19 protein-coding genes and 2 pseudogenes are annotated in these 18,211 nt (G+C 55.1%); 11 read left to right on the top strand and 10 right to left on the bottom strand.

Annotated features, from left to right (window positions below):
- Positions 1–64: 64 nt before the first annotated feature.
- A complete protein-coding gene (locus ACQ86N_RS34945; protein WP_431211090.1) occupies positions 65–484 on the bottom strand; it encodes a hypothetical protein in 420 nt (139 codons plus the stop codon).
- A 308-nt stretch (positions 485–792) separates the two neighbouring features.
- On the bottom strand, positions 793–1,464 hold the full coding sequence (locus tag ACQ86N_RS34940; protein WP_431211089.1) for a 3-keto-disaccharide hydrolase: 672 nt from the start codon (positions 1,462–1,464) through the stop codon (positions 793–795).
- An 86-nt stretch (positions 1,465–1,550) separates the two neighbouring features.
- Between ACQ86N_RS34940 and ACQ86N_RS34935 the strand changes: the two genes are divergently transcribed.
- Entirely contained in the window at positions 1,551–2,276 is a 726-nt protein-coding gene (locus ACQ86N_RS34935; protein ID WP_431211088.1) for a DUF6090 family protein, read from the top strand.
- Between the two features lie 340 nt (positions 2,277–2,616).
- On the opposite strand, the gene ACQ86N_RS34930 is transcribed toward ACQ86N_RS34935, so the two are convergent.
- The 7 genes from ACQ86N_RS34930 to ACQ86N_RS34900 all read right to left on the bottom strand — a co-directional run bounded on the left by ACQ86N_RS34930 (position 2,617) and on the right by ACQ86N_RS34900 (position 9,244).
- The gene (locus ACQ86N_RS34930; protein WP_431211087.1) at positions 2,617–3,498 is read right to left on the bottom strand and encodes a hypothetical protein; all 882 of its coding nucleotides are present in this window, start codon (positions 3,496–3,498) and stop codon (positions 2,617–2,619) included.
- Between the two features lie 2,104 nt (positions 3,499–5,602).
- On the bottom strand, positions 5,603–6,574 hold the full coding sequence (locus ACQ86N_RS34925) for an ATP-binding cassette domain-containing protein (protein ID WP_431211086.1): 972 nt from the start codon (positions 6,572–6,574) through the stop codon (positions 5,603–5,605).
- On the bottom strand, positions 6,550–6,855 hold the full coding sequence (locus ACQ86N_RS34920) for an ATP-binding cassette domain-containing protein (protein ID WP_431211085.1): 306 nt from the start codon (positions 6,853–6,855) through the stop codon (positions 6,550–6,552). The genes ACQ86N_RS34925 and ACQ86N_RS34920 overlap by 25 nt, the downstream gene beginning before the upstream one ends.
- 14 nt (positions 6,856–6,869) lie before the next feature.
- Positions 6,870–7,505 carry a hypothetical protein gene (locus tag ACQ86N_RS34915; RefSeq protein WP_431211084.1) on the bottom strand — a complete coding sequence of 212 codons (636 nt, stop codon included), beginning with the start codon at positions 7,503–7,505 and terminating at the stop codon, positions 6,870–6,872.
- A gap of 134 nt (positions 7,506–7,639) precedes the next feature.
- Entirely contained in the window at positions 7,640–8,020 is a 381-nt protein-coding gene (locus ACQ86N_RS34910; RefSeq protein ID WP_431211083.1) for a GntR family transcriptional regulator, read from the bottom strand.
- 1 nt (position 8,021) lies between these two features.
- The gene (locus tag ACQ86N_RS34905) at positions 8,022–8,864 is read right to left on the bottom strand and encodes a hypothetical protein (protein ID WP_431211082.1); all 843 of its coding nucleotides are present in this window, start codon (positions 8,862–8,864) and stop codon (positions 8,022–8,024) included.
- On the bottom strand, positions 8,861–9,244 hold the full coding sequence (locus ACQ86N_RS34900; RefSeq protein ID WP_431218026.1) for a hypothetical protein: 384 nt from the start codon (positions 9,242–9,244) through the stop codon (positions 8,861–8,863). Before ACQ86N_RS34900 ends, ACQ86N_RS34905 begins: the two co-directional genes overlap by 4 nt.
- On the opposite strand from ACQ86N_RS34900, the gene ACQ86N_RS34895 reads away from it, so the two are divergent.
- Complete coding sequence (locus ACQ86N_RS34895) at positions 9,231–9,410, top strand: hypothetical protein (protein WP_431218025.1); 180 nt, start codon at positions 9,231–9,233, stop codon at positions 9,408–9,410. The two genes, ACQ86N_RS34900 and ACQ86N_RS34895, sit on opposite strands and share 14 nt — an antisense overlap.
- Here the strand turns inward: ACQ86N_RS34895 and ACQ86N_RS34890 are convergent.
- Positions 9,351–9,689 (bottom strand): annotated as a pseudogene (locus ACQ86N_RS34890) (ATP-binding cassette domain-containing protein); the annotation flags it as partial. The gene ACQ86N_RS34895 and the pseudogene ACQ86N_RS34890 overlap by 60 nt on opposite strands.
- 165 nt (positions 9,690–9,854) lie before the next feature.
- Here ACQ86N_RS34890 and ACQ86N_RS34885 point away from each other — a divergent pair.
- The 9 genes and pseudogenes from ACQ86N_RS34885 (at position 9,855) to ACQ86N_RS34845 (ending at position 18,188) form a co-directional block, all read left to right on the top strand.
- On the top strand, positions 9,855–10,673 hold the full coding sequence (locus ACQ86N_RS34885; RefSeq protein ID WP_431211081.1) for a class I SAM-dependent methyltransferase: 819 nt from the start codon (positions 9,855–9,857) through the stop codon (positions 10,671–10,673).
- Complete coding sequence (locus ACQ86N_RS34880; RefSeq protein WP_431211080.1) at positions 10,670–11,095, top strand: rhodanese-like domain-containing protein; 426 nt, start codon at positions 10,670–10,672, stop codon at positions 11,093–11,095. Before ACQ86N_RS34885 ends, ACQ86N_RS34880 begins: the two co-directional genes overlap by 4 nt.
- A 23-nt stretch (positions 11,096–11,118) precedes the next feature.
- Complete coding sequence (locus ACQ86N_RS34875; protein ID WP_431211079.1) at positions 11,119–11,691, top strand: hypothetical protein; 573 nt, start codon at positions 11,119–11,121, stop codon at positions 11,689–11,691.
- A 139-nt stretch (positions 11,692–11,830) separates the two neighbouring features.
- Positions 11,831–12,884, top strand: a pseudogene (gene selD / locus ACQ86N_RS34870) (selenide, water dikinase SelD).
- A gap of 57 nt (positions 12,885–12,941) precedes the next feature.
- Positions 12,942–13,538 carry an RNA polymerase sigma factor gene (locus tag ACQ86N_RS34865; RefSeq protein WP_431211078.1) on the top strand — a complete coding sequence of 199 codons (597 nt, stop codon included), beginning with the start codon at positions 12,942–12,944 and terminating at the stop codon, positions 13,536–13,538.
- Between the two features lie 407 nt (positions 13,539–13,945).
- Positions 13,946–14,797 (top strand): FecR family protein, encoded by an 852-nt coding sequence (locus tag ACQ86N_RS34860; RefSeq protein WP_431211077.1) that lies wholly within the window; start codon positions 13,946–13,948, stop codon positions 14,795–14,797.
- A gap of 346 nt (positions 14,798–15,143) precedes the next feature.
- On the top strand, positions 15,144–15,329 hold the full coding sequence (locus ACQ86N_RS34855; protein ID WP_431211076.1) for a hypothetical protein: 186 nt from the start codon (positions 15,144–15,146) through the stop codon (positions 15,327–15,329).
- A 77-nt stretch (positions 15,330–15,406) separates the two neighbouring features.
- Entirely contained in the window at positions 15,407–16,006 is a 600-nt protein-coding gene (locus ACQ86N_RS34850) for a TonB-dependent receptor plug domain-containing protein (protein WP_431211075.1), read from the top strand.
- 1,099 nt (positions 16,007–17,105) lie between these two features.
- A complete protein-coding gene (locus tag ACQ86N_RS34845; protein WP_431211074.1) occupies positions 17,106–18,188 on the top strand; it encodes a hypothetical protein in 1,083 nt (360 codons plus the stop codon).
- The last annotated feature ends 23 nt before the right edge of the window (positions 18,189–18,211 follow it).

Below are 18,211 nucleotides of genomic sequence, written 5' to 3'. Positions count from 1 at the left end.
TGGGAGCGGCCCTGCTGGAGGTGTATGGGGTTGGGTTTTGTCGAGCGTGCCCAGCGGCCCTGGATCATGAAACGGTCGGGGTAGTGTTTGCTGATCTCCTGTTTGAGGTGTTTTTCGACGCAGGTGAATTCGAAGGGAGGGAGGTATTCGCCGTCGGGCATTGCTTCCAGACCGTCCTTGTTGCCGCAGATGCCGGAGAAGAGTTCGACGTGGGAGTACCAGGGGCGATCTCTTCGTAGCTGATGGGCCACTCGATCCCATAGCCGTAGCGTGCCGGGGCGGTAAAGTCGTAGTGACTCCATCTCGGGCAGGCGCGGCCCCAGATAAGTGATTTGCCGCCTACCTGGTAGCCGCGGATCCAGTCAAAGGGTTTGTCCTGGACGTAGGGGTGGTCTTTGTCTTTTATAAAGAAGTGGGCGGTGTCTTCGCCGAAGCCCGCGGCTGTGGTGATGAGCGGGTTTTCTTTGACGAATTTTTCCGGCATTTGTTTGCGGTGGGGGAATTCCCAGGGGCCATGGTAGCGGTGGGATAGTCCTTGTTGTGGACGACGTTGCGGCCGCGTTCGAGGACGAGGGTTTTGAGTCCGAGTTCGCAGAGTTCTTGGCGGCCCAGCCGCCGCTGATGCCGGAGCCGATGACGATGGCGTCGAAGGCGGAGCCGGGTTTGGGTAGCCGGAGATTGGCGAGGGACTGGGGATCGACGGGGGCTGTGGTGTCCCGGTGATGGGAGTGAATAGCCGCACCCTGTGTGGTGTTTGGGTGAGTTGCGGGCTTTTGATGGGGGTAGTGGGGATCATTTGGCATAACGTACGGAGATTTCTTTGAAGAATACGATGTCTTTGTCGCTGTGGTTCTGGATGCCGAAGTAGCCGGTGTCGGGTCTTCTGCCGCGCTGGGGTTCGAAGTCGAATTTTCTTGCTGGAACGGGGTCGCCTTCGGTATAGTCCGTCACTTTTGCCCCGTTGACCGTTACGATGGTGCGGGGGCCGGAAAGGGTGATCTCCATGGTATTCCATTCCGGGCCGGGCCGGCCTGGTTTGGCGAGTGGTTTGGTCAATGAATATAGTGTTCCGGTGATGTGGTAGTCGTCTTCGCCGGATGTCTCGGGGTGGTTGTCGATCTGGACCTCATAGCCGTAGTGTACGGGCATCCATTCTTCGTGGGGTTCGACGGGGATGCGGATGAAGACGCCGGAGTTGTCGTTGGAGTCCTGCATCCGGTATACTATCCGGAAGGTACAGTTGCTAAAGGGATGGGCTTTATAATAAAGAAGTCCCATGCCGCCGTGGCCTCTGAGCAGTCCGTTTTCGACGGACATGCTGCCGGGTCCGACGTGTGTCCATTCCGCGAGGTCTTTCCCGTTGAAGAGGGGGTGCCAGGCGCTGTTCTGACGGGGGGATGAGGGGAGACCGGAGATGGTGAGGCAGAACAGCAGGGCGGTTGCCATGGTGGTATTGGAGATCATATTGAACAAGCTTGATAGTGAAAGTTAAGTAATTTTTGGATATCGGGGCTGGTGGGTATATTTGGGGCTGACCATTAACTTATGCTATGGCTGAATTAGAAGTTGTCAAACATACGGAAAAGGTTGTCGCTGTCGCAAAGGACAAGACGATGAAGTGGCAACATAAACTACAGGAGATATTGCTGGAGGTGGCGATCATTGTTTTTGCGGTTAGTCTGTCGATCTGGTTTCATAACTGGTCGGAGAGCAGGAAGGATGGTAGCGAGGCGAGGGAGTTCCTGTCCGGGCTGAAGAAGGATCTGCAGGCGGATATGGAAGAGATGAGGGATGACGAGGCGGACTACAGGAAGCGGCAAAGAGGGACTGCCTATTTTGAGACGGTCAATCAGGGGGCGCCGCTTGTCCGTGACAGCCTGCAGAAGTATACGGGTGTCTTTTTCGACAATACGCAGATCGATCCGCGTATCAGCCGGTATGAAGCACTGAAATCGAGCGGAAAGCTGGGCATCATCGAGAACAAGGAACTGCTGTTGAATATTACAGATCTGTACACAAAGGATTTTCCCCGTATAACAAGAAGGAATGACTATTTCAATAATGCCCGGCAGCAGCTGATCATCCCCTATCTGGTCAGCCATCTTAAGATCGACAGCACCGGGTTAGGAGGAAACTGGGAGGAGGTCTTGCGGGCGCCGATCATCGGGTTGATGGGCATACAAGGGAAGAGCCTCAATGGAAATATCGAGGCATATGATATCGCGCTCCGGAAATGCGACCTGATAATAAAAGAAATTGACGAGGAGCTGAAATAGGGCCACGGGGTCAAATAAAAGGGCCCTGCAGGGGCGGGAGGTCGGGCGTCCGGGGAGTAATCGGGCGACCGGGGTGGGTGTGCGGGCAATTACCCCCACCAATAATGAGCTCCGGGAGAGGGTTCACGGTGTCTCGAAAAGGTTGGGGATCAGGAGGGAGCCGCGATTTGGCGGGCCCGGGAGGGGGCGGACCGGGGAATTGTTACGCGGCCCGCCAGCGGAATTTTTAGATTTTTTTAACGATAGCAGGGAATTCTTAACATTATGCTCATGGCCTGATGGCGTATCTTTGTATCAGCAAGTAGAAGTTACAATTTTTCTCATAAGCAGTTAGTTTTGGTTACGGCCCTCTGTCTCTACAGAGGGCTTGTTTTTTTGTTAGGTTGAGTGAAGAGACTGGTGGCTTTAGCTCAGAGAGAGGTGTTGAAGTTTCCCACGCGTTTTTAAGATAATCTTTTGCATAGCCGGGTGTATGTTTTTGCAGACATTTATAGAGGTCGGCGACGCCGGCGTATGGGCTATCGCTGCGGAATTTCCACTGTTGAAGAAAGTCGCGGAGTGCGGCGTTGACGCTGTCTGCGCCGATGTGTTCTGCAAGGTTATAGAGGAGGAGGGGTGCCTTTGCCTCCCAGAGATGTGGTTTGTTGGCGTGCAGCAGGTCGTGTTCGCCGTCGAAGTCGGTGCGGTGTCCCCAGCCGTAGGTGCGTTGAAGGTCTTCGAGGAAGGGGGTTACTGCGTCTTTGCCGTGGTATTGCCGCAGCAGCTGCAGTGCGGAGTAGACGGCGAGCCCTTTGGTGATGACGGGGGAACTTTTGGCGTTATTGGGGGCCAGCTGTTGTCCCCACCACTGTCCGGCGAGGACGACGGCGGCATTGTAGTAGGGATAGTCTGCTTTGCTGTTGCCTCTGAGGTCGGCGTTCCAGCCACCGATGTTCTCGATCAGTCCGATCTCTCCCTGCATGGCGACGCTAAAGGGGCCGTAGACGGGAGTTTCCATCAGTGTAAGCCGGGGGAAGGGGTAGGGGCCGAAATTGCGCGAGTAGTATTGGAGACCGTCCTGTAGTACAGAATCAAAATGGGCAAGGTTCAGGTCGTTCGTCGCGTGGTAGAAGATGCTGACGTCGAGGGGGCGGCCGTCGGGGAGGGTGACTGTGGCGGAAGATGATTTGTAGCGGGCCGACAGGATGCCGAAGGGGGCATAGGTGCCGGGGTTGTTTTGCACGTATTTATAAAAGTGACGGTTGCCGTCGGTCCATTCTTTTTCGAGGTGGCCGGGGACGAGGGCGACCTGGTTGGCGGAGGTGCTGACGGTGATATCGAAGCTGATGAGGTTGGGGTTGCTGCGGGTGATCTCGCTGGGGTCTTTTTGGGCAGGCCGTGTTCTCTCCGGATATCGTTCCTGCCAAGCTCGTCTCCTTTGTCATATCCAAGGCCGGGCAGGTTGCCGCCGGTGAACAGGATATTGTGGAGGAGGTTGGCGTTGTAGAGAGAATTCTCGAAACCTTTGTGGTCGACTGTGGAGCGCACTTCGAGTTGTGTAGTGTCGCCGGGTTTTAGCGGGTTTTCGAGTTTGTACCAGCGATAGTCCGAGGGTTCCTGCTGCGGACGGAAGAAGTCGTAGCGTCCTCTTGGAAAGTAGAGGGGGCAGGTATAGGGGAGTTTACCTGTGTTGGAATAGACCTCGAAGTCCAGGCCGTCGCCGTCGACAAGGAGGCTGTCGATCGTTGTATTGGTCTTGTTTGCGAGGGTGACGAATGCCTTTGTTGTCTCCTGCTGGATATCGGGGTATAGGTCGAGCCGCATGCTGATATGAGTGGTGGTCGGTTGGGGGATGTCGGCGAAGCGTCGCAGGTGTTTTTCGGTAATCGCCGCCCTCTCATCTTTTTCCCATGGGGTAAGGTATTCGTTGAGATAGCTGACATTATAATAGATATATCCTCCTATGGTGAGGAAGAGCAGGGCTGTCGCGACGATGCCGGTGGTCGTCCATCCGCGGAAGCGCTGGCGGGCGAGGACTGTCTTTTCTTTCCACGAGGTACGGGTCCCTCTTGCATAGAAAAGCGAGCCGATGAAGACCATAAGGATGCCGGCAGTTGTCCAATAGATCTGGTACCATAGGGCCGGTCGGACCATATGGCCGATGCCGTCGATGTCGGTTGCCCAGAACTGTGGTATATAAGAATAGAGCAGCAGGTGGTAGTCGAAATAGTTGAAGGTGGTCAGCGCGAAGAGTATCGTCCAGATGGTGATCGCGACGCCGTGGGCGGCGAATTCGTTGTCGATAGTGATATGGATGGCGTAACAGAAGAGGACTGTTGCGGTCATTTTCGGAATGATCACTACCAATTCCGATGAGGCGTATTGGGTGAGGTTGAGGTAGGGATAGCCTTTGAACAGCTGGACGGAAAGGCCTATCAGTAATGGAGAGAGGGCCAGGCCGATGGCAAGGGCGAGGAGGGCGAGCAGCTTTGCGGAGTTGAAGATCCAGGTTGGAGGAGGCAGCGTATCGTTGATCAGGTCGTACCGGGTATTTTTTTCGCGGTGTACGGTCTCGCCGGTGTAGAAGACGATGATGAGGAAAAGAAAGAGTGGAAAAGTTTCCATAAAGACGCCCATAAAGAAGGAGGTACGTGGATAGTCGGGTACGCCATACCGACCGGGTCCCATCCAGAAGATAAAGAACATGAAGATAAGGCCGCCGGAGAGAATGATCCAGAGATAGCTGTCGCGGACGATATTGAGTATTTCTATGCGGGTGAGGTTGTAGAGGCATTTACGGTTGTAACGGCCGCCTTTGAGATTGATATAGGGGTGCCGTGGTGGCTGGGGTTTTGTCTGGTTGAGGGTTATCGCGGTCTTGTGTTGCTGGCGGCCGCTGAAGAAGCGTTCGAAGCTGAAGCGGAACCAGGTGATCGCCAGTCCGGCCAGTGCGATAGCCGTCCAGAGGATACGGTTTTTCAGGAGTAGCCCCTGCATTCTGACCAGTGAGTGGTTGTGCTGGTCGGGTGACCAGCCGGCGACCTCGGCCCGCAACCCATTGAAGTTGAAAGGGTCTGTGAGGTAGATGACGGTCTGGTTATGGGAATTGTGGAGGAAGAAGCTGCTGATCATGTAGCCAAGGAAAAGGAGTGTGCCGCTGCTGTAAATCACCTTTACGTTGCGGAAGGCGGAGACCAGTCCAAAGAAGAAGGAAGAGGTGAAAAACAGGGAGGGGAGCATCAGTGTGAGAAAGGGGTACAGATATTTTGCCAGCTCGGGGTTGCCATAGCGGTCCTTTGGCTGCCAGCCGAAGGCCGGGCCCAGGCGGGACCCGAGCCAGGCTCCGATCATGGTCGCTGCTCCGATGGCGACGACGAAAATAAATGAGCCGAGGTATCGCCCCCAGAAATAGCCGGGTTTTGTGATGGGATACGACAGAAAGTATTCTTTGGTCCCGTATTCGAGGTCTCTGTAGATAGCCATGCCCATGATAGAGGCGCTGGCGACCATGAGGAACACGGACATGATTCCGGCGAATTGTGTGAGGACGACGGGGGAGTCGATCCATTCTTTTTCTCCCATGGGGACGTCGCCTTTTGCAAAGGTAAAGGCGGAGAAGATGAGCACGAGGAAGAAGTAAATATAGACTGCGGGCCTGCGGAGCCGGTAGCGGATCTCGAAGCCAAATATTTCTTTGAACATAGGAAAACTATTAAAGGGTGTTGATGTCCATTTTTGTGGAAATATGGGTGAAGTAGACGTCTTCCAGTGTCGGGAGCGGCGGGGCTGAAGCCATTGCCGGGATGGTCGGCGGACTTGATGCGGATGTAGAGCTGGCCGGCCTTGAGCTGTGTGCTGACGATAGGGTAGCCGGCGCGGTATTTTTCAATTTCGTTGCGGGGAATTCGTTTGCTGTAGATTTTTCCTTCGAGGCTTTTGATGGCGTTTTCAGGTTCTCCGTGGTAGAGGACCTCTCCGTGACAGATGATGGCGAACTGCGAGCAGAGCGTAGAGACGTCTTCGACGATATGGGTGGAGAGGATGACGATGGTCTGTTCGCCGAGCTGGCTGAGCAGATTGTAAAAGCGGTTGCGTTCGGCGGGGTCGAGTCCCGCGGTGGGTTCGTCGACGATGATGAGCCTGGGGTTGCCGACGAGGGCTTGTGCGATGCCCCAGCGTTGTTTCATACCGCCGGAATAGGTGCCGAGTTTGCGGTCGCGGTCTTTATAGAGGTTCACCTTGTCGAGGAGGGCGAGGACGAGGTCTTTGCGTTCGTTGGTGTGTTCGATGCCTTTTAGGCGGGCGATATGGTCGAGCATTTGCCGGGCGGATATTTTGGGATAGACGCCGAATTCCTGGGGAGGTAGCCGAGCAGGCGGCGGACGCCGGTCTTGTTATCGAGGACGTCGAGCTCATCGAGGCGTATGCTGCCGGAGTCGGGTTCCTGGAGGGTGGCGATGGTTCGCATCAGTGAAGATTTCCCTGCGCCGTTGGGGCCGAGGAGGCCGAACATGCCGTTGCCGAGGGTGAGGGATACGTTGTGTAGGGCGCGCACGCCGTTGGGATAGGTCTTGGATAACCTATCAATGGAGAGTTGCATGGGATGTAGTTTAGTTAGTGGACGTTAATAGTTGTGTTTGGAAAATTAGTACCTGTAATGGATACACGTGAATCGGGACCCGGGCTGATGTCTGCCGCGCCGAGGGTGGCGATCCTGTCGTTGAGTTCGGAGTGGTTGTCCAGTCTGGCGTGGAGTTTTGGGATCACGGCCGGTTTATTCAGCAGCAGCAAGCTATTGTCAAGCCGGAGGTCCAGCGAGTCGAAATATTCTTTTGGGGATTCCTGGTTTTTCGGGTTTTCGGTATAGTCGCCTATCCAGACGGAGGAGCCTGCGGCGCTGATCCGGATGGGTTTTGGGGTAGTGGGTCCGGGCGTGCCTTCGACGTAGATCTGACTGTTGGTGATGTCGATGGAGCGGAGGTTTCTGAAGTGTATATTGATGGGTGCGAAGCTGTGGCGGTAGGGCCAGTCGGCCCAGATGCGACGGTTGGGCATTCCGTAGGGACCCGTTAGATAGAGGGTATCGCCGGACTGATGGATCTCCCGGACGTAGTTGCCGGTAGTTTTATCGGCGACGACCGGGTATTCCACATAGTTGGAATCGGAGGGGATGAAATTGGCCCATACGACCCCGTTGAGGGATACGGTATGGATTCGGGGGAGTGGTGTGGTGGTCCAGCCGTAAGCCATCAGCTGGTCGCGGGAGGTAATATTTCCTTTCCGGTATTCGCTGTATAGGGTAAGGTTGGCAAAGCCGATGACCAGGAGCGCCAGCAGGAATAAGGCTATTAAGAGTTGATTGCTTTTTTCATGTGCTTCCTGATTTATGATTTTTGGCGGAGCATTTGTTTTTTGAACTTCTCGTAGACAGGCGTGAGCTCCTGCGGGTCCATGTCGAGGAGGAAGAGGCTGCGCAGCAGCTGGGGCAGGTCTTTTTCGACGAACTGTGTTTTTCTGTACCGGGTGGCCTGGGTTACGGCGTCTTCGGCGGTGAACAGGCCGATGCCCCGCTGGTTGAAAATGATGGATTCCTGCTGGAGGAATTCGTAGGTCCGGAGCACGGTATTGGGGTTGACTTCCAGCTGGACGGCAAATTCGCGGACTGAGGGGATGCGCTGGCCCGGCAGCCACTGTTGCAGCAGGATCTTCTCGCAGACGAAGTCCGCGATCTGCAGGTAGATGGGCTGTGATTCTCTGAATTCCATGCTATACTTCTTTTTCTTTTAGCCGTTGCCAGGTGATGATCCAGAGGATAAGGGGGGCGCAGACAGCGATGAATATATCGAGTAGTTTTTCCAGTGTGTGGGGGAGTCTGATATACTGGTTCGGGTGGTCGTTCGGGTCGGAGTGGACCCAGAGGAAGAAAACGTCGTGCCAGCCGGAAGGCAGGAAGAAGTTGATCAGTTTCGCGTCGATGACTACGAATGTGAGCAGGCAGAGCAGGGTTACGATGACGGATTTGATAAAGGTCCAGCGGGTGAAATATACGCCGCCGAGGAAGAAAAGGGCCTGGGCGGAGAAGAAGCCGGACAGGAAAAGCCTGGTTTCGGGGATAAAGTTCTGGTTGTTGAATACGTTGTATAGTATAGCTGGTGGTATGCGGACCGTGGTGCCCTGATAGTTGCGCGGGTAGTGTTCGAGTATGCTGTTGCTGAGTTGGAGGATTGGGACATCCACCAAATAGAAGACGAGAGTATATCCGAGGGAGAAGACTATGACGCCGAAAAAGAGGGCGCAGAGTAATTTTTCCAGGTGGGAGGCGGGCAGAGCGAGGAAGCCGATGCCGCCCTGGGTGGAGTTGAGGTCGGCAAAGAGCCAGCTGGCGTAGAAACAGCCGACGAGATAGAGGCCGGAGAAGTAGGCCGAGAACTGCATGAAGAGGTCGACGAGCGTGAGCTGGCTGACCATCAGGATGAAGGAGAACCAGGCCAGGAGGAGACCGGCTATCGCGAGGAGGAACAGCAGGTAACGCCGGTAGTTCTCCGACCAGTGTTTGCTGACGAGAAGCCACCAGCGGTGAAAGCTGAAGGTATCGGAGAGGGTATTCATTTGAACAGTGCGTTTATCGTGAGGGGATCGGTAGTAATGGCTTTGTATAGCATCTCGAGGTCGGGGCGGCTTTCCTTTTGTTCGGTATTCGGGAGGATGAGCGAGCTTCCCTTAAAGGAGGTTTCACAGTAGAGGGACTGCGTTTCTTCTTCGGGGTCGAAGGAGAGTTTGAACAGGAGCTTGTCGGCTATTTTTGCGAGGGGCTGGTCGAAGACGATCTTTCCTTCGTCGATGATGAGGATGCGGTCGATCAGCTGTTCGAGGTCTTTTACCTGGTGGGTGCTGATGAGGATGGCCCGGGATTCGTCGATGGCGCCGGCGATGATCTTGCGGAACTGGCTTTTGCCGGCGATGTCGAGGCCGTTGGTGGGTTCGTCCATCAGCAGGAGCGGGGCGTTGGTCGCGAGGGCGAAGCTGATCAGCGCTTTTTTGCTGGCCGTAGCTGAGTTCGGTCAGGCGGGAGGTTACGGGGACGTCGAAGTCTTTTATATGTTGTGCGAAGGCGTCGTTATCGAAGTTTTTGTAGAAGGGGGTGTTGTTCTTTAGCCACTGGCGGATGGTGGTCGGTGGCAGCTGGAAGGTCTCGGGTACGAGGAGGACCTGTTCGAGGAAGGCGGGCTGGCGTCGTCCGGGCTGGAAACCGAGGGTGTCGATCTCGCCTTGTTGTGGGAAGAGGAAGCCGCCGATGTTGCGGAGGAGGGTGGATTTGCCTGTGCCGTTGCGGCCGAGGAGTCCGCAGATGGTTCCTGGTCCGAGCCGGAGGTTTAGTCCGGAGAAGACGGGTCTTCGGCCGTAGGAGAAGTGAAGGTTGGATATGTTTATCATGGTGTCCTAGTGAAATAGGACACTAAGGTTGGTAATTTTTTTGAGGTATGCAAATTTTTTTGGAGTTGGTGGAGGTGCCCTGGTTGGGGTGATGGGATGGTGCCCCTTGGGTGAAGGGATGGACGGGAGGGCCGGTTAGGGTGATTTTTGTTATTTTGGGCCTCGATGGAAAAAGGGAAATCTATTATTGATCGCGGGTTCGGTCGGCAGGCTTTTGGGGCTGATCCGGCGGGTTATCATGCTATCCGTCCGGCCTATCCCGAATGGGTATACGAGGTTCTCAGGGTGCGGTGCGGATGCGGTCCGGGGACGGATGCGTTCGAGATCGGGGCGGGGACGGGTATTGCCACGAGGAGGCTGCTTGATCTGGGTGTGAATAGCCTTGTCGCGGTCGAGCCGGATCAGCGGCTGGCGGGTTTTCTTCGTGAGCGCAATCGGGATAATTCGCTCCGGGTGGTTGTTTCGTCCTTCGAGGATGTGGAGTTGCTGGAGGGTGGTTATGGGCTTGGTGTTTGCGCTACCGCCTTTCATTGGCTTAGCGAGGATGAGGCGCTGGCGAAGGTAGCGCGGCTGCTGCGTCCCGGGGGCTGGTGGGCGATGGTGTGGAATGTTTTTGGAGAGCCGGGCAGGGTCGACGCTTTTCATGAGGCGACGAAGGAGCTGGTGGGCGGTGAGCCGCACAGTCCGTCGAGGGGAAGCGGGGATCTGCCTTTCGCGCTGGATGTGGCGGCGAGGCTGTCTGCTCTGGAGAAGAGCGGAGCTTTTGATGTTGTGGAGCACCGGTCTGACTCCTGGGAGCTGGTACTCAATCCCGCCGAGGTGGCGGCTCTGTATGCGACTTATTCCAATATCAATATCCTCCCGGACCGGGAGGCTGTACTTGCCGGGCTGGAGCAAATTGCACAGAGTAAATTTAACGGCCGGGTGACTCGCAACATGGTTACGATCCTTTATATTGCGAGGCGAAAATTCAACTATTTATGATCCGCAGGATTGCTGTAGAGGAAATGGAAGCCGGTATCCCGGTGGCAGACGTGCGTACGCCGGCGGAGTTCGGGCACGGGCATATCCCGGGTGCTTTCAATCTGCCGTTGTTCAGCAATGAGGAGAGGGTTGTCGTGGGTACGACTTACAAGCAGAAGAGCAGGGAGGCTGCGATATTACTGGGTTTTGACCTTGTGGGGTCGAAGTGGTCGGGATTTATCCGGACCGCTCTGGAACTGGCGCCGGAAAAGAAGATCGCGGTACACTGCTGGCGGGGCGGGATGCGAAGCGGGGCGATGGCCTGGGCGCTGGATATGTATGGTTTTAAGGTCTACCTTATCGAAGGAGGATATAAGCGGTATCGTCGTTGGGTGCATGACCAATTTGAAAGGTCCTGGAATTTGGCGGTCGTAGGGGGATGACGGGTTCTGGAAAGACGAGAATTTTGCAAGAGCTGCGGAACCGGCGTGAGCAGGTGATCGATCTGGAGGAACTGGCGCAGCATCATGGATCGAGTTATGGCACGCTTGGCCGGCTGGTACAGCCGTCGCAGGAGCAGTTCGAAAATAATCTTGCGCTGCAGTTGAACGGGATGCAGGCGGATCGGAGAATATGGGTGGAGGATGAAAGCCTTAACATCGGCAAAAGGATGGTCCCGCGAAGTCTCTGGAACGCGATGCAGGAAGCGGTGTTGTTCGATGTGCAGGTGCCGGTGGAATTCCGCGTAGCGTATCTTGCGAAGGAATATGGGTCGCTGAACCCGGATTTTCTGGTCGAGTGTACGGAGAGGATCTGGAAGCGGCTGGGACCGGAGCAGACGAAGCGGGCGGTGGTTGCGATCAGAGAGGGGAGGATGGAAGATTTTGTGCGGGAGGTGTTGGTGTATTATGACAAGACGTACCGGACGGGTTTGAAGGGGAGGGATATGAATCGGGTAGTGGTGGTGCCTGTAAAGGATGGGGTGGTGGAGCGGAATGCGGAGTTGGTGCTGGCGGCGGCAGAGGGGGTGGGGGTGTGAGCCGCCGGGAGGGATGTGAACCGGAGGGGATGGCGTGAACCGCTGGTGAGGAGGAGAACCGGGGATGGAATGTTGTGAACCATGGGGGGGATGTGAAGCTCGGGGGGATGTGAACCGCCGGTGAACGGGGGGAGAATTGATGAATCAGACTATAGATATAAAGTTGACGCAGTTTTCGCATGGCGCGGGTTGCGGGTGCAAGATAAGTCCGGCTGTTCTGGACAGGATATTGCATAGTTCGGTGCCGGGATTGGTCGATCCGCGACTGCTGGTAGGGAATGACAAGCGGGATGACGCGGCCGTGCTGGATCTGGGCAATGGGACGGCGTTGATTTCGACGACGGATTTTTTTATGCCGATCGTGGACGACGCGTATGACTTCGGGAGGATCGCTTCCGCAAATGCTATCAGTGATGTATATGCGATGGGTGGCAGGCCGGTGCTTGCTATCGCGATCCTGGGCTGGCCTGTGGACAAGCTGGCGCCGGAAGTGGCGCAGCGGGTTCTGGAGGGTGCGCGGGCGATATGCGCGGAGGCGGGTATAGCGCTGGCGGGAGGGCATAGCATCGATTGTCCCGAGCCGGTGTTTGGCCTGGCAGTCAATGGGCTGGTGGGGCTGGGTCAGTTGAAGCAGAACTCGACGGCGGCGGCGGGGTGCCGGCTCTATCTGACCAAGGCGTTGGGAATGGGTGTGTTGTCGACGGCGCAGAAGCGGGGAGTGCTGAGGCCGGAGGATGCGTTGGTTGCGCTGGAGAGCATGGTGCGGCTGAATAAATTAGGCGAGGAGTTTGGCAAGTGGAAAGGGGTAAGGGGCCATGACGGACGTGACGGGTTTTGGATTGCTGGGGCATCTTTCGGAGATGTGTGAGGGAAGCGGTGTCTCGGCGGTGCTGGAATTTGGCAAGGTACCGGTGGTAGGGTCGTTGCCGTATTATCTGGAGCAGGGATGTATCCCGGGTGGGACGGTCAGGAACTGGAAAAGTTATGGACATAAGATAGGGGAGGTGACGGAGGCACAGCGGAATGTGCTGGCCGATCCGCAGACCAGCGGGGGACTGCTGGTGGCGGTGGAGGAGCGGGTGGCTCCGGAGTTCGAGGGGTTGTTGAGGAGTAGTGGGCTGGCGGAGGAGTGTTGCAGGGCTATCGGGTGGTTGGAGGAGAAGAGGGATGGAGTGGTGATCGTGGTGAGGTAGTGGTTGAAGGGTGAATGAATTTTTGTTACCTTTACTTCACAACCGCGCAGATTGCTTGTGAAGAATTACTCCACATATGAGGAGAAAGGCCTGCTTGCCCTTGTTGCCGGGGGTGACGAGGCGGCCTTCCACACGCTGTATTCCGAACATCGGGATCGTGTCTACAATATAGCGCTGCGACTCCTGCAATCCGCCAGCCTGGCGGAGGATGTGCTGCAGGAGGTATTTCTGAAAATTTGGCTCGGGAGGGAGAAGCTTCCGGAAATAAATTGTTTCAGTGCCTGGCTGAATACGATCACACGCAATCATATTTATAATACGCTGAGGAAGCAGGCTTATGAGGAGCTGTTGCTGGAAAGGCTTTTCCCTTTACAAATGGCTACCCTGAGGAGTACGGCCCTGGATGACATCTCTTATCGGGAGCTGCGGGAGGCGCTGCAAAAAGTGGTCGCGACGCTCACCCCCCAGCAAAAGCGGGTGTTCGAGCTCAGCCGTATGGAAGGTCTGAAGCACGAGGACATTGCCCGCCAGCTGAATGTGAGCCGGGAAACGGTAAAAAAGCATGTTTCGGAGGCCCTGCGCACGGTCCGGCTGCAGCTGCGGCAGTTCAGGCATATCCCGGAGTTGGTACTTCTGTTATTTTTTTTGAATTAATCTTCGATTTTTCTACCCCTCTTTTTCTATTCGTGTGTCTGGTAGGAAATGGACACCAGTTTGCAACGACTTAGATATTTATTCCTGCGTCATCAGGCAGGGAGGCTACGGCCGATGAGCGGCGCGAGCTGATGGAGATCATACGCTCCGGGGGGCATGAGGCGGAAATACAGCAGTTGATCGACGAGGCTATTTTCGGGCGGAGCCGGGGTGGTGGGTGAGGCAGCGGGCGTTGGCGGGGTGCAGCTGAGTGAGGACCGCGCGGAGGCTGTCTTTTCAAATATTATAGCGGCCGGCGCTTTGCAGCCAGTCAGGAGACCGGTACGCCGAATACCTATATGGATCGGATGGACCGCTGCTGCGGCGGTGGTGGTCGTTTTTCTGGTAAGGTTCTTTTATTTCGGGGGGTGAGTAAGGCTTTGCCGGTCGCTGCGGGTCCCGTGTTGAAGTATGACCAGGCGCCGGGCAGAAAAGCGGCAATGCTTACTTTGGCTGACGGGCGGCAGATCGCACTTGACAGTGCGGGTGGTGGCACCATCGGCCGGCAGGGAAATAATACCGTTATCAACCTGAAAGGAGCGTTAGCGTACAACGCGGCGGGTCCGGCTGCTTCGTCGCGGGAGTTGGCCTACAATACGCTGACCACCAATACGGGTAACCAATACCGCCTGATACTGCCGGATGGCTCGCGTGTATGGCTGAATGCCGAGTCGTCGGTGAAATTCCCGGTGAACTTTGGTAACAGGGAGAGAAATGTGGAGATCACGGGTGAGGCCTATTTTGAGATCGCTCCGGAAGCCCGCCGTCCCTTTATGGTCCACTATAACGACATGACCGTTCAGGTACTGGGAACCTCCTTTGATGTCAACGCCTACACGGACGAATCAGCTGTGGCTACCACACTTGTCGAAGGCGCTGTGAAGGTGGTGAACGGCGGGGATCAAAGCCTGATAGCTCCCGGTCAGCAGGTGCAGGTGAACGGCAGGAGCATGAAAGTGGTGAGCGGCATCAATACGGACGAGGTCGTGGCATGGAAGGACGAGGAATTTTATTTCCGGCGGGCGGATATCAGGAGTATTATGCGGCAACTGGCGCGCTGGTATAATATAAAGGTGGACTATGAGGGAGAGAATATAACGGAGCGGTTTTACGCCCGCATACCGCGGAATGCGCCTATGTCGGAAGCGCTGAATGCCCTGTCACTGACGGGGAAAGTACATTTCAAAACAGGAGAGAGAACAGTTACTGTTGTAAAATAAACACCGGACCCTGACGCCATCAGGATCCGGCTAAATTCGGATTAATTCAACAAACGTCTAATGCTGATCTCCGTTGGAAGCGGAGCAGTGATTAATTAACCCAAACTATCCAAAGTTATGGTATTGATTGCTATTTGCCAAGCACGAGGGGCTGGGGGCAACCCATTTACAAATTGCTTGAAAATGAAACTTACTGCGGCTTTATTGGTATGTACGATGCTACAGGTAAATGCCAGGGGCTTTGCCCAGAAAGTGTCGTTATCGGAGCGCAATGCCCCGCCGGAAAAAGTTTTTTACTCTTATTGAAAGGCAAACGGGCTATAAGTTCGTTTACACCGAGACCTTTTTGCAGAAGGCCAATCCCATTACGGTCAGTCTGCGGAATGCGCCGCTGGAACACGCTCTGGCGGTGTGTTTTTCGAATCAGGCCTATACCTGGTCGATCCTGAATAAAATGATCGTTGTCAAAGAGAAGCCACAGTTGGCTCCTTCTTTGGCAGAGCCAGAAGCTGGCGCCTCCGCCGCCTGTTGACGTGAGGGGTGTTATAAGGGATGAGAAGGGTAATCCCATTCAGGGGGCCACTGTTATGGTGAAAGGCGGGACGCAGAGTGTCGCGACAGAATCTCGATGGCAGCTTTGTTCTGAAGGGGATTTCCAAAGATGCGGTTCTGCTGATCTCTTACACGGGTTATAAAACGGAGGAACTGTCGCTGCGCGGGCGGAATGATATCAGTCTGGCCATGACGATCAATCCGAAGTCGCTGAATGAGATCGTGGTCATCGGCTATGGCATGGTGCGCAAGAGGGACCTTACGGGTTCGGTCTCGCAGGTGAAGCCGGCGGAGGTCACGAGCTATCCTACGAATAATATAGTGAACGCTTTGCAGGGAAGGGCGACGGGTGTCGTTGTCCAGCAGAATAACGGCGCACCGGGTGGTGCGATCAGCGTTAGGATCCGCGGCACGAATTCGATACTGGGGGGAAATGAACCGCTGTATGTCATCGACGGTTTTCCCTATTCGGGTAATCCGGTCTTCCTGCAGAACAGGGGATATCGAGTCGATCGAGATACTGAAAGACGCGTCTTCGATCGCCATCTATGGTTCGAGGGGGGCAAAGCGGGGTCATTATTATCACGACCAGGAACGGGCGGTCGGGTAAAACACTTGTTGATCTGGAGACGGGTTACAGCGTTCAGTCACCTATGAAATATATCAAACTGATGAACGGTCAGCAGTATGCTCAGTTCTACAATGAGCAGGCGACCAATGACGGGGTAACTCCTTATTTTTCTTCCGCGCAGGTGGATTCTTTTGCGAAGGGGCCAAACACCGATTGGCAGCGCCTGGTGATGCACAATGCCCCGATGCTGACGACCAGTCTGAATGTCAGCGGAGGTAACGACAAGACCAGGTTCTCTCTGTCGACGGGTGTCTTCCGGCAGGACAGGATCATACGCAATAGCGACTATAACCGGTATACGATTCGGGGGACGCTGAGCCACGATATCAGCAAGGTCTTCAACGTATCCTATAATATGTATCTGACGCGGCTGGACAGCCGTCATCGAGAACTCGGGATCGAGCAACAGGGGGCAGGACCTGATTTCGGGTATGCTGATGGCTCCTCCGACGGTTACGCCTTATCTGCCGGATGGGTCGCTTCGGCGCCTCAATACGGCTTATTCGTTCATCTCGAATGTCATCGTCAATCCGCTGGTCAATCTTTACCGAATCATGGACAATGGCAAGTCCGATCAGGTGTTCTCGAATGCGGCACTTACCATCCGGCCGATAAAGGATCTTTCGATCCGTATCTCGGGCGGTATCCAGAATGGGAACAGCCGGAGCGACTACTATGCTTCTATCGAGCCTACCACCAATTCGCCCGGCAGTGCGAATATCAGTACTACGCAGACGACCAGTCTGCTGAACGAGAATGTTGCTACCTATTCGAAGGCTTTTGGCGAACACCGGCTGTCCTTCACCGGAGGATTTACCTATCAGGACTATGTTACGACTACTCTTAACGGGTCGGGTACGGGTTTTCTCAGCGATGTGATACAAACCGGTGGTCTGAGCTCGGCGGCGACGCCAGGCATTCCGGGGAGCAGCTATCAGAAATGGGCGTTGCTGTCCTGGCTGGGGAGGATCAACTACAGCTATGCGGATAAATATCTTGCCACGGTGAGTTGGCGCCGGGACGGGTCTTCGCGTTATTCAGAAGGTGATAAATGGAGCAATTTCCCTTCAGCCGCGCTTGCGTGGCATCTGTCCAGCGAACCAGTTTCTAAGGAGCTCGAACGTAGTGTCCGACCTGAAACTGAGGGCGAGCTATGGCGCAACAGGCAGTACGGCGGTCACGCCCTATCAGACCCTGAATCAGCTGTCTTCGGGATACACCATTTTCGGGGATGCGCTCAATACGACCTATGCTCCCAGTACGGTGCTGCCGGGCAGGCTGAAATGGGAGACCACGAATGAATGGGACGCGGGTGTCGACGCGGGATTTCTGAACAACAGGCTCAGGCTGACGGCCGATGTGTATGTCAAGAAGACAAAGAATCTGCTGAACAGGGTGACACTTCCCTCGTCCATGGGTTATACCACCACGTACCAGAACGTCGGCGAGATCCAGAACAAAGGTCTCGAGATCGGCGTGGAGTCGGATATTTTTAAGGGACCGGTGAAGTGGACGATAGCCGGCAATATTTCCTTCAACAGGAATAAGGTGGTGAAGCTGTACCAGCATCAGGATATTTACGGAGGGACGATCTATACGGGTAGTCTGAGCGATTTTGTCAATCTGCTGCGGGAAGGGCAGCCTTTCGGCGTGTTTTATGGTTATAAGGAGAACGGATATACGGCAAAGGGAGATATCCAATACGCTGATCTCAATAAGGACGGAAAGATCACTCCTGACGACAAGACCTATATCGGGAATCCCAATCCGAAGTTCACGTACGGCCTCAGTTCGGTTCTTGGATATAAGGGATTCGAGCTGACGGTGTTCGTTCAGGGAACTCAGGGCAACGATATTTACGACCTGAATATGGCTTCGTCGCTGGATCTGGGCATGGGACTTAATCTGACGCAGGATCAATTCAATCACCACTGGACGCCAACCAATACGAATGCAAAATATCCGAAGGTGAGCAGGAGTCTTTCGGGGAATATTTCCAACCGATTTGTCGAGAACGGGTCTTATCTGCGTTTCCGGAACATACAGCTGGCTTATAATCTGCCGGTGAGCAACTGGCGGGTGGGGTGGTGCAGGAGTTTGCAGCTGTATGCCAGCGGACAAAATCTGATAACGCTGACGAAGTATTCCTGGTATGATCCGGATATCAATACCTATGGCGGCAGCAAGCTTCGTACATGCAGGGGATAGATTACTATACCTATCCGACGTAC

Source organism: Puia sp. P3 (assembly GCF_050632245.1).
Classification (GTDB): domain Bacteria; phylum Bacteroidota; class Bacteroidia; order Chitinophagales; family Chitinophagaceae; genus Puia.
Note: the sequence above shows the minus strand (reverse complement) of the source record. Positions and strands in the feature narration are given on the sequence as shown.